Origin of the sequence: Akkermansia massiliensis (genome assembly GCF_023516715.1) — a bacterium.
GTDB classification, from domain to species: domain Bacteria; phylum Verrucomicrobiota; class Verrucomicrobiia; order Verrucomicrobiales; family Akkermansiaceae; genus Akkermansia; species Akkermansia massiliensis.
Window position 1 is genome coordinate 1,481,878 of record NZ_JAMGSI010000001.1, and the last position, 11,666, is coordinate 1,493,543.

The 11,666-nt window shown below is 51.9% G+C and carries 8 protein-coding genes; 4 read left to right on the top strand and 4 right to left on the bottom strand.

All coding sequences use genetic code 11. The annotated features are described in order from the left end of the window. The first annotated feature begins 60 nt into the window (after positions 1 to 60). From M8N44_RS06365 to M8N44_RS06380, 4 genes are all read left to right on the top strand, one after another. A complete protein-coding gene (locus tag M8N44_RS06365) occupies positions 61 to 741 on the top strand; it encodes an alpha/beta hydrolase (RefSeq protein WP_180975138.1) in 681 nt (226 codons plus the stop codon). Positions 742 to 801: 60 nt separating this feature from the next. After that, entirely contained in the window at positions 802 to 1,440 is a 639-nt protein-coding gene (locus M8N44_RS06370) for a hypothetical protein (protein ID WP_102728052.1), read from the top strand. 160 nt (positions 1,441 to 1,600) lie between these two features. Continuing rightward, positions 1,601 to 2,125, top strand: a complete 525-nt coding sequence (locus M8N44_RS06375; protein ID WP_022397102.1) for an ankyrin repeat domain-containing protein — start codon at positions 1,601 to 1,603, stop codon at positions 2,123 to 2,125. A gap of 20 nt (positions 2,126 to 2,145) precedes the next feature. Then, a complete protein-coding gene (locus M8N44_RS06380; protein ID WP_102728051.1) occupies positions 2,146 to 3,174 on the top strand; it encodes a formylglycine-generating enzyme family protein in 1,029 nt (342 codons plus the stop codon). 430 nt (positions 3,175 to 3,604) lie between these two features. Here M8N44_RS06380 and M8N44_RS06385 read toward each other — a convergent pair whose 3' ends face one another. From M8N44_RS06385 to M8N44_RS06400, 4 genes are all read right to left on the bottom strand, one after another. Then, positions 3,605 to 4,114, bottom strand: a complete 510-nt coding sequence (locus tag M8N44_RS06385) for a GNAT family N-acetyltransferase (RefSeq protein WP_205597338.1) — start codon at positions 4,112 to 4,114, stop codon at positions 3,605 to 3,607. A gap of 336 nt (positions 4,115 to 4,450) precedes the next feature. Continuing rightward, entirely contained in the window at positions 4,451 to 9,976 is a 5,526-nt protein-coding gene (gene uvrA, locus M8N44_RS06390; RefSeq protein ID WP_102728050.1) for an excinuclease ABC subunit UvrA, read from the bottom strand. Between the two features lie 210 nt (positions 9,977 to 10,186). Then, a complete protein-coding gene (locus M8N44_RS06395; protein WP_146021078.1) occupies positions 10,187 to 11,185 on the bottom strand; it encodes a hypothetical protein in 999 nt (332 codons plus the stop codon). A gap of 94 nt (positions 11,186 to 11,279) precedes the next feature. Next, positions 11,280 to 11,651 carry a hypothetical protein gene (locus tag M8N44_RS06400; protein WP_146019206.1) on the bottom strand — a complete coding sequence of 124 codons (372 nt, stop codon included), beginning with the start codon at positions 11,649 to 11,651 and terminating at the stop codon, positions 11,280 to 11,282. Positions 11,652 to 11,666: the final 15 nt, after the last annotated feature.

Consider the following 11,666-nt stretch of genomic DNA (forward strand, 5'->3'; position numbering starts at 1 on the left):
ATTAATGCTACTGAATCTGTAAAATACATATATCATGATGGACTGGTTTTTCCTTCAAATTTGTCAGATGCCTATGAAGGAACAATAGGTCATTGTCCAAAATGCGGATGTGTGTTAGTATGGATCCATGGTTATAATACTACTCTAGCAGAAGCGATGACAAGATTTGAAGTGGTTGAAAAAGCTTATAAGAGTTCGGAAGGAAAATGCGATGTTTATGGGTTTGCGTGGAACGGGAATCCTGGTGCTTCAAACTTTAAAGACGCGGTAAAAGGTTCTAGATTTACAGGATCAGGTGCATTTTCTCATTTTCTTAGAGATTTAAAAGCCAAATGTCCTAACATAAAAGTACATATCGGAACTCATAGCTTAGGAGCTGGAGTAGCTCTTGAAGCATTGGCTCATGGGGAAGATATCGGCAATATAGGCAATGTTTTCTTGGCCAATCCTGCAGTTGACAATGAGTCTCTGGAACCAGGAGAAGAATTTGAAAAAGCTCCTGCTAATGCTGATTCTATTCATTTAGCAATCAGCAAAGAAGATGATATTTTAGAATTCGTTTATCCACTTTCTGAATTCAATGTGGCTCTGGGAGAGAATGGCCCAGATCATCCCGAAAATGTGCCAGCAAATGTAATAACTCATGATTTTACGAATGACTTTGGCGACAACCATGGCGCTGTTTATATCCCTTCTAATAATTCGAATTTTTGGAATATAGCCAGCGGATTATTTAAATGATGAATAAATTACGCATTTCTCATAATTTAATTATGCTAGTTTTCTATGAAAATAAAAAAAATGAACAATAAATTGGGAATAGTAAAATTTCTGGTTGGAGTTAGTATATTTATAATTACATTATTCATATTTTTTCCTCTTCCGTTGGTTTATACCTGTCTTTATATCAAATATAGCGTAAATCCATCCGACATAACCCCAGAAGTTTTTGAAAAAACAGTTGATAAGAAACCAAAAGATTTACATAGCTTGTTAAGCATTTTTCGTAAGAAAAGCACATCCATGAATCAATATCTTTCTAAAATGAAAAATATTGATGAAATCCGCGATGACTTAAAGAAAGGAATGCCATACCTAATGAATAAGGTTAAATTTGATAAAATTAATTGGTTTTTTAGTGAAAAAGATAAAGAAAAAGTAAAATATATATACGACATCCCCCTCTTCTCAACATGGTCTCAAGCAGAGGGAATGGGTAATTATGATGCAGTTGGTTACTTTTTTCTTGATGATGAATTGAAAATTCTAGGATGGAGTATAGGATGTATGATATTAGGTTCCCAATATCTTGAGGGAAGAGCCACGCCTGATATTTATAAAGTGCATCCAAGTTATATGATTCCGATACATATTTTTAATCCCAATGATTCTTTATTGAAGGCAGAAGAGTTATCCAAATTTGCTTGTTGTGTTAAATGAAAATTAAAGAAATATCATTCTGTAAAAGCTGTTTACAAATCATAAAATATTATTTACCTATTTTAAATATAACAAAAAATCTATGCATGATTCTTGTTTTTTTCATAAAAATCATCCACATGAACTTTAAAAACTACAAGTATATCATAAATTATTTAACATGAAAACTAATATTATATTCCTTTCGATTTTTTTAGCATTAAACTTATTAGGATCTTGTACATCCATAACCCCCAAAAAAGAAGAAACAAGAAATCCCTATATTCCACCTTATTATCTACATTACAATACTCCTGCCTACATTGTAGGAAAAGATATGATTAGAAATTCATTACAATCATACTGGGATTTGTCGTCAAACATGACTCCACAACCAAATCTTAATCCGTATGATAAAAAATGGAATGGAAGCGAAGCAGCCCTTATGTTAGCGGCAGCTATCGGGGATATTGATACCATGAAGAAATTACTCGAATTAGGGGCTGATATTAATGTTGCTTCAAATGAAATGAAGCTACCCTCTATGACCTTTCCCTACAAAGAAACTGCCTTACATTATGCTGCTCGTACAGGACAAATAAGTGCCTACAATTTTCTGATTAAACAAGGAGCTAACCAGAATTTGAAAAATACTGACAGAAAAACAGCCAAGCAATTACTGGAGGCTAAATTAAAAAATAATTAAAATTATCCTGTCTCTTCGGAATGAAATTTATAATAAAATGGATAAAAAATAATAAGAAAATCAGTTTCTCTATTATAGCATTATTGGCTTTGCTCATCTTTGTCCTTTATCCTGGCAATGATATTACATGCCTGGACATAGTACCCCCTGCGACAGCCAATGTTCAATCTGCCCAGGCCGGAGATGTGTTAAAAATGGATATTCCCCATTCGGAACACAAGCTCACCTTGATTTTCATTCCAAAAGGAAGTTACCCAATTACAAAATCTGGCCATCGTACGGAAATTACTTATCCCTACTGGCTGGGGAAGTACGAAATCACACAGGAGGAATGGGAAAAGATGATGGGATGGATCCCGATTCCGGAATTGGAAGACAGATGGACCATCACAACGGGCGCACGGTACCCCATGTGCCAGGTATCCTATGATGAATGCCTGGATTTTTGTGATCGATTAACCGAGATTGCACGACAACAGGGGATTCTTCCGGAAGGATATTGCTTTTCCCTGCCTACGGAGGCACAGTGGGAATTAGCCTATTCCTGCGGCAAGGAAATCGTTCTTCCCGATAATCTTGAGAAAGTAGCATGGATGGATTTTCACGATGCCAATACAGGGGCCTATCCTGTGGGACAAAAAGAACCCAATGCATGGGGGTTTCATGACATGTTGGGCAATGTATGGGAGTTATGTGCGGATTTTTATCATTCTCATCGTTTGCATGGCCGCAATCCCGTCAACTGGAAAACGGATACCGGCAATTTATCAACCGATACTGGTTTATCAGTCACCTCCCTCGGGGGAGGAGTGTTTTCTTTCATACCTGATAATGAGAAAGAGATACCTCGTGAAAGATATCATGCTGATTCAAGAAGAGCCAGTACCGGATTGAGAGTAGCGTTAGTCCCGGTTCAGCAACATCAATTACTGAAAAAAAGGTTAAAACACTTACACCCTGTTCCGGATTGGTTGATGGACATTAGGTACTCATTTGAACTAATCTACATGTATATGAAAACATATTGGAAGACTTTAACGAATTTATGATCATTTGAAAAATATTCCTGTTTTTGTTTTGGACTATTTCCCAAATGCCGTACCAGTTTAACAGCCAAGCTTGGCGATTGTCGTTTTCAGACGCAGGAAATGCCAGTACATTGTAACACGGATAGTGTTCGGTTTGACAGCAGCGAACGAGCCGGCTCCTATTTCCGGCAAATCTGTTTCCCTTGCGCTCTGTGAATGCACTGGTTAACGAATTTCTCGCAGTCTTTCACAGCAGCAGCACTCTGGAAGGAAGTTAGCCTGCGGTCATCTGGGGCGGTAAGACGCCTACAAAACTAGAGAAATCTTTACGATGCCTACGAGAAGGGCGCTGCCATCCTGTCTTTTCAGAGAGGACTCATCAGAATAGCGTGAGGAAGAGGATTTTCGGAAATTCCCATCATCTTATTGCACGCTGCATTACCGGCGCTGATCACTTGATTTCCTTCTGCATGTAAACAATGTCAAAGGTGCGGCCCAGTTTAAAGCCGATGTTTTTCAGGCGCCCGGCATGGATAAAGCCCTGGCTAGCGTGAAAGGACATGCTTTGTTCGTTTTCAGAGGATATTTCCGCAATGATGTGGCGGATGCCCTGCTTCACGGCATCCTCTTCCAGACGGCCCAGGCACATCCGGCCAATGCCCCGGCCAAGATGGGAGGGAGCAATGAAGTAAGTGACGGTGGCCGTTTCCCGGAATGTGGGTACAGGCTTATACGCACTCAGGAAGCAGAAGCCCACTACTTCCCCGGTCCGGCAGTCCACCACGGCATACGCCGGATAACCTTTCACGCGTTCCAGAATATGGGGATAAAAGGATTCCGGCAGTTCCGCATCCGAGAAAGCAGCCGTTCCGTTCATCACGTAATGGTTGAAGATACGGATGACGGCCTCCCGGTGGGAGTCTGCCAACGGTTCAAATACTATTTTTTCCACCATATTCATTGCTTATTGTTTCACCGCAGTGCAAAGATTTTCTAAAGAATGGCTTTCATGCCTTTACATCCGTTCCCGCCTGCCTCTCCGGTATTTGCCAACCACTGCCGCAGGAATAAAAGGGCTTATGCGGAACACAGCCTTGCACTTCCTTTAAGACATTTCCAGCAGTAATTCCGTTCCGCCATTTTCAGAATAGCTGATTTTTCCTTTAAAAGCATTTCGGCGCCCTGTGACCAGGCCAACGCCCGCCGTCAGCCTCCATCCGGTCCTTTTCTCCATATAAAAGGACCGTTCCAGTAATTCCGGAACGGTCCTGAAAGACAAGGTTTTTGTTTTAACGGGTTACACGCTGTCCGGTTCCAGCTCCCGGCGGATGTATTCCGCCGTGGGGGAGTTCTTTTTGGCTATCTGCTCCGGGGTTCCTTCCGCCACGATGGTTCCTCCGGCTTCACCGGGGCCGGGGCCCATGTCGATGATGTAGTCCGCCTCCGCCATGATTTCCGTGTTGTGTTCGATGACGATGACCGTGTTTCCCTGGTCCGCCAGACGGTGCAGCACATCGATGAGCAGCCGCACGTCTCGCGGATGCAGGCCGATGGAAGGTTCTTCAATGAGGTACAGGTCGCCAGGCAGTTCCTTGCCCTTCATCAGGGCGTTCCGGCTGACGCGCCGCCCCTTGATGAGCTCCGTCACCAGCTTGAGCCGCTGGGCTTCCCCGCCGGAGAGCGTATTGGAAGCCTGCCCCAAGGTCAGGTAGCCCAGGCCGGTTTCCGCCAGCAGTTTGAGCGGGTCTGAGATGCGGGGCTGGCTTTCAAAGAATTCCGCCGCTTCCGCAAAGTCCATCTGGAGCACGTCCGCAATGGTTTTCCCCTTGTACCTCACGGTCAGGGTGGCGGCGTTGTAGCGCTTGCCCCGGCAGGTTTCACACGGCACGTAGCAGGGGGGCAGAAAGTCCATTTCCAGCTTTTGCATGCCCGTGCCCTTGCAGGATTCACAGTTACCCTGCCCCGTGTTGAAGGAAAAGCGGCCGCGGTCGAAGCCCAGTCTGCGGGCGTCCGCCGTTTGCGCGAACAGGGTCCGGATGTCGTCCAAAAAGCCCACATAGGTGGCGGGCGTAGAACGGGGCGTCTTGCCGATGGGGCTTTGGTCCACGCCGTACACCATGCGCAGCGTGTCAAACCCGGAGGAGGTTTTCCACAGCTTTTTCTGGTCCCGAGTGAGCTTGTCGCCGATGGCCTGGCGCGCCGCCAGCCGGATGGTTCCCGTCATCAGGGAGGTTTTCCCCGCGCCGGATACGCCGGTGAGCACCGTCAGCCGCCCCTTGGGAATGGCCGCATTCACGTCCTTCAGGTTGTGCAGGCGGCAGCCCTCCACCCGCAGCCACGCGGTTTCATCTTTTCTGGCCGGAACCCTGCGCCTTTTCCCGCGGTAGGGATGGCGCGGCTTATGATGCAGGGCCGCGCCCGTGACGGAGTCCGGCATGGCTGCCAGTTCCTCAAAGGTGCCCTGAGCCATAATCCTGCCGCCATGGATGCCGGCTCCCGGCCCCATGTCCACAATGTGGTCCGCACGCTTCATGGTGTCTTCATCATGTTCCACGACCAGCAGGGTATTGCCCCGGCGCTTGAGTTCATCCAGTGTACCCAGCAGCAGTTCGTTGTCCCGCGGATGCAGGCCGATGGTGGGTTCATCCAGCACGTAAAGCACGCCGCGCAGGTGGGAGCCCAGCTGGGATGCCAGGCGGATGCGCTGGGTTTCCCCGCCGGAAAGCGTCGTGGCGCTGCGGTCCAGGGAGAGGTAGCCCAGCCCCACCCGCTGGAGGAAGTTGAGGCGCTGCGTGATTTCCGCCACCACGTCACGGGCAATGAGAGCTTCCTCCCGTTCAAATTTCCATCCTTTGACCAGTTCCGCGGCGGCTACGGCAGGCAGGGAGGCGATTTCACCGGGAGTCACTCCCTGAAGCCGCACGGCGCGCGCAAATTCATTCAAACGCACTCCCTGGCAGGCGGGGCAGATTTTCACCCCTTTGTCATCGTCCGCCTGCCGCGCCAGTTCCTTGTCATATTTCAGTTCGGCTTCCAGCAGAGATTGCGCCTGGTCTTCCTTCATCTTTCCCTTGCCCACGATGCCATGCCCGCGGCACACAGGGCACCACCCGCGTGGAGAGTTGAAGGAGAACGTGTACGGTTCCAGTTCCGGGAAAGATTGCCCGCAGGAGGCGCACGCAAGCTTGGTCCCCATCAACTCCGGCCGGCTGGAACCGGGCGGAAGCACTTGCAGGAAACCTTCCCCCATTTCCAGCGCGGCATGCACCGCTCCGGCAAGTTTTTCCGGGGTCCAGGAGGCCTCCGGACGTGAAACGACCAGGTCCAGGTCATGGCTGGAATAACGGTCCAGCGGCTGGAATCCGCTCAACGGAACCAATTTGCCATCCACCCACATTTCCTCATATCCCTTTCCTTCCGCCCAGCGGGCCAGGTCCGCGTAATGCCCCTTGCGTCCCCTGACGAGGGGAGCCAGCAAGGCCAGACTGCCGTGTTTTTTCAGCTGCCGCACCACCAGCTCCACCACTTCGGATTCCGATCTTTTGCCCACCGGCACGCCGCACTGCGGGCAGTAGGCCTGCCCCAGCTTGGCATATAGCAGACGCATGAATTGCCAGATTTCCGTCACGGTGCCCACAGTGGATTTGGTGCCGCCGCGGGACATGTTCTGTTCAATGGCCACCGTGGGGGGCAATCCGGTCAAGCGGTCAATGTCAGGGCTTTCCAGTTGTTCCGTGAATTGCCGGGCGTACGGGGACATGACGTCCATGAAACGCCGCTGCCCTTCCGCAAAAAAGATGTCGAAGGCCAGGGAGCTTTTCCCGGAGCCGGAGAGCCCGGTCAGCACGGTCATTTCTCCGCGCGGCACGTCCAGGTCCACGTTTTTCAGGTTATGGTGGCGCGCTCCCCGCAGGGCCATCACGCCTTCCGGTATGTCCACGTCAGCGGATTCCGGCATAGCGGCGTCCGCCGGATCGTAAACGGAAGGGCGCCCTTCCAGCACATCCCGGAGGTATTTGCCCGTATATCCCTTCCCGGAGGCTACAATTTCCTCCGGCGTTCCCGTGGCTACCACATGGCCGCCGCCTGCGCCGCCTTCCGGCCCCAGGTCGATCACGTAGTCCGCGGATTTGATGAATTCCGGGTTGTGCTCGATGACCAGCAGGGTGTGCCCCTGCTCCACCAGTTCCCGGAACACGGCCAGCAGAATTTCAATATCGGCAAAGTGAAGTCCCGTTCCCGGCTCGTCCAGAATCAGCATCTTGGGGCTGTTCGCGCCGGATCCAATCTGGTCCAGCAGGATTTTAGCCAGCTTCAACCGCTGGTTTTCCCCGCCGGAGAGAGTGTTCAGCGGCTGCCCCAGGGTCAGGTGCCCCAGCCCTACGCGCTGAAGCACGCCCAGCTTGGAAGCAATGCGGGAGGCCTTGGCCCCTTTTTCCGCTCTGAAGTATTCCAGCGCGGCCGCCACCGTCATGCCGAGCACGTCCGCAATGTTCCTGCCGTCGCGGTACACGCTCAGCACTTCACTTCCGTACCGGGAGCCGTGGCACAGCGGGCACTGCACGAAGATATCTGAAAGAAATTGCATTTCCACCTTTTCACTCCCCATGCCCATGCAGCGCGGACAGCGGCCGTCGCCGCTGTTGAAGGAGAAGAAACCGGGCTTCATGCCGCGCGCACGGGCCGTTTCCGTCTCCGAGAAGAGGGAACGTATTTCTTCAAAGACCCCGGCATAAACGGCAGGAGTGGAGCGCGGGGTCCGGACGATGGGGCTCTGGTCCACCATCACCACTTCATCCAGTTGTTCCCAGCCCTTGATGGATTTGACATGGGCGGGTTCATCCTCGCATACGGCCCCTTTTTCCACCAGAGCGTTCAGGTACAGCACGTCGTGCGCCAGGGTGCTTTTTCCAGACCCGCTGACGCCGGTCAGGCAGGTGAAGACGCCCAGAGGCACTTTCACGTCCAGCTTGTGCAGGTTGTGGCGCGTGGCGCCGGATACGGTCAGAAATTGACGCGGCTTGCGCCTCTTTTTAGGCACCGCGATGCGCCGCCTGCCGGAAAGGAACGCCCCCGTCAGGGAGTCCGCAACTTCCCCAATCCGGGCAGGTTCTCCGGAATAAACCAGTTTTCCCCCCTCCCGGCCAGAGCCGGGCCCCATGTCCACCAGGCTGTCCGCGGCACGCATCACCGTTTCCTCATGCTCCACTACCACCAGCGTATTCCCGCGCTTTTTAAGCCGGTTCATGGCGGAAATCAAACGGGAAGTGTCGCGGGGGTGGAGCCCTACGGTGGGTTCATCCAGCACAAACAGAGTATCCGTCAGGGAAGCGCCCAGGCAGGTCGTCAAGCTCACGCGTTCAATCTCCCCGCCGGAAAGGGAGCGCGTGGGACGGTCGGACGTCAAGTAGCCGAGACCCACTTCATTCAGATATTCCAGGCGGCTTCTGAGTTCCGCCACGGCATGCTTCAAGCCGGGGTCTTCATCCGCGCGCGGCGTGACGTATTGATCCACCCAGGCCAGGAGTTCGTCCATGGGCATCCCGGAGAGTTCCGGCATGCTTCTGCCGCCCACCTTGAATTGCAGGGCTTCCGGCCTCAGGCGCAAGCCATGGCAGGAGGGGCATTCCTGATAGGTGCGGAAACGGCTCAGGTACACCCGCACATGCATTTTATGCGTGCGGCTTTCCAGGTACCTGAAAAAGCCCGCAATGCCGTACCACAGGCCTTGTTCATACATTTCATCCGGATCCTCTCCGTCCCCGTACAGCAGCCAGTCCCGTTCCCACTGTTTCAAATCCTTCCACGGTACATCCAGACGAACTTTGCGGGCATTTTTGCGCCAGCCGCGCATCAGGTCCTTCTTGCATTCGGAAAACACCTTGCTTTCCCCTTCAAAAATATGGATGGCCCCGTCATTGACGCTGAGCTCCGGCTTGATGCACCGGTTGTAGTCAATGGTGATCACGCGGCCATAGCCGCGGCACTCCGGGCATGCCCCCAGGGGGGAATTGAAGGAAAACAATCCGGGCCGCGGCTCCATCAGCGGATGCCAGTCCCCGCGGAATTTCATGGCGGGCAGCCAGATGCCGTCCACGCGGGGAATCACATGGGCCACGCCGCCACCCAGGCGCATGGCCGTTTCCAGCGCTTCCAGCCTGCGCTCCCGCTGGTCTTCCGCCAGCCTCACGCGGTCTTGAATCACCAGCAAAGGAGCCCCGTCTTCCAGGGTCCATTCCTCGTCCTCCAGCCGGAGGGCCTCTCCATGCGCAAAGGCGCGCAAATACCCCTGCGCCACCAGGTTCCTTTTCAGCGTGGGCAGGTCCACGGATTCGGGCCGCGCCACTTCCAGGCAAACCATCACCTCCGTTCCGGAAGGAAATTCCTCATGCAGCTTTTCATCAATGGAGCCGGGTGTTTCCGGCTTGATTTCCCGTCCGGTTTCCGGATATATCCCCACGGCCAGACGGGCGAAAACGAATTTCCAGTAATCGTTCAGCCCTGTCATGGTTCCCACCGTGGAGCGGGACGTCCTGACGGAGTTGCGCTGATGCAGGGCGATGGCCGGAAGAATGTTCTCCACGGCATCCACGTCCGGCTTGTCCATACGGTCCATGAACTGGCGCACGTACGGGGAAAAGGTTTCCATATAACGCCTCTGCCCTTCCGCATACAGCGTGTGCATGGCCAGACTCGTTTTCCCCGATCCGGAAGGTCCCGTCACCACTGTCAGCCGCCCCAGGGGAATGTCCACATCCACATTCTGCAAATTATGCTCACGGGCGCCGCGGATGCGGATGCGCCCATCCTCACAATGACTCATAGGGTAATTATATCATCAATTTGGAATCATTCCAAGAGAAGTACCTGTCATGAACCATGGGCCATCACACGGTTCCACAACAAAACCGGCCAAAAAAAAGTTTACGTTTATCCTCTTTCCCAACTGATCGTCTGCCTCTTTCCATGTATGACGCAGCCGGAATGCAATGGCATGCGCCTCCCGTTTCATGCCTAGTGCTCAAGCGCCGGCTTACATGCTCATGCACGGGCATTCTTCAATTAATGCAGGCAAAATTTCCTCCTCCGGACAGGAACGGAAGTCTTCCGGAACCGGAAGTATCATGGCCGGAGGACCGCCTTCCGGAATCTCCATGGAAGGCAGCCGCACGGGCAACATTTTTCCGGGGCGCCTGTTCCATGAATAAGACCGGCCATGATCGTTCCCATCAATCCGGATGAGCACGGCCCTTCCGGCACGAATCATCTGGCTGTCCTGTTTGATCTCCACGTCTATCAATGCTCCTTTCAACGCGGAGCATCGAATCTCCAAGGAGACGGAAGAAAACCTTTTCCGGCTCGTAACCGCGTACATGAATGGGGAAGGAAGAGAACTCTTTCCCCTTTCTTCCAAAGGATAACAATAATAGGTGACGGATTCGATATCCGAAATCCACTTTCCATGAACATATTGTTCCCGGTCCGGCCTGAGCCAGGGAAACAGGTATTCCACGGAATCATCCAGAAACGCAGTTTTCCTGTTCCTCAACGAAAGCCTCATCCATTTGAAAAACAGCTGTTCATCATCACAATAACGGCGCAAGAGCCAATAGGCTCCCAGAACGGCCATGCATCGGTTGATGAGGACGGCGTTTTCCCCGTTCCCTCCATCGTCCAGCCATGTTTCCTTCATCGCGCCGGAAGCGTTGCAAATCACATGGAAACGCAAAGAACGCTGCGGATCTACCCTATCCAGCATATCATCCAGAATATCCTTTTGCCGCGCCTCCACGATGCACTCCGCCAGTGAGAAAAACTTCCCCCCGTTCTCCAACCCGTGAACCATGCTGGAAAATCCGGCATTTTCCAGCCGCACCATGCCCGCCTTCGGCAGGTAAGAAGCGTCATGTTCCATCACCAGGCGCGTTCCCCGAATTTCATCGGGCATCCTCTCCATCAGGATGCGGTACGCTGAAAAGCCGACGGCGCAAACGGCCAGCACCGCACATCCCATCCCCAAAAGAGGCTTCATTCCGCCTTCATACCACAAACAAGCGCCTCCACACAGGAATTTCCGTTAACATTCAGATAACAAAAACGTCTCTGAACGGAACCTCCCTCCATTACTATTTATGTTTCTCCCACCCTCCCAAATTTATTCCGCACAGGGTAATATCCACGGAATCCGTTCCCTCGGGCCATGGGACAACAAGCCTGTAACCGTCCGCATAAGGCACCTTCCGGGAAGCTCCGGGAGTGGAATGAGTATACAGAGCAATGCGCATTTCATTCCCCTTCATGGAAACTTCCGCATACAAATCCCCGTGGTAATGGGAATCAAGTTCAAAATGCATGAAAAGGTTGCCGTCCTCATCAATCCCCTCGGACAGCAAATTCACTTCCTGCTGTTTTACGGCGCCGTTTTCCTGGCAGCCGGCCATCATGCAAACAGCCGGCAGAAAAAGGGCCAGCCCGGCGGAATGGAATACTCCGTACATGCTCATTCTCTCCTT

Coding starts and splice junctions, on each gene's coding strand:
- M8N44_RS06370 (WP_102728052.1), top strand. CDS start 802: ATGAACAATAAATTGGGAATAGTAAAATTTCTGGTTGGAGTTAGTATA.
- M8N44_RS06375 (WP_022397102.1), top strand. CDS start 1,601: ATGAAAACTAATATTATATTCCTTTCGATTTTTTTAGCATTAAACTTA.
- M8N44_RS06380 (WP_102728051.1), top strand. CDS start 2,146: ATGAAATTTATAATAAAATGGATAAAAAATAATAAGAAAATCAGTTTC.
- M8N44_RS06385 (WP_205597338.1), bottom strand. CDS start 4,114: ATGAATATGGTGGAAAAAATAGTATTTGAACCGTTGGCAGACTCCCAC.
- uvrA (WP_102728050.1), bottom strand. CDS start 9,976: ATGAGTCATTGTGAGGATGGGCGCATCCGCATCCGCGGCGCCCGTGAG.
- M8N44_RS06395 (WP_146021078.1), bottom strand. CDS start 11,185: ATGAAGCCTCTTTTGGGGATGGGATGTGCGGTGCTGGCCGTTTGCGCC.
- M8N44_RS06400 (WP_146019206.1), bottom strand. CDS start 11,651: ATGTACGGAGTATTCCATTCCGCCGGGCTGGCCCTTTTTCTGCCGGCT.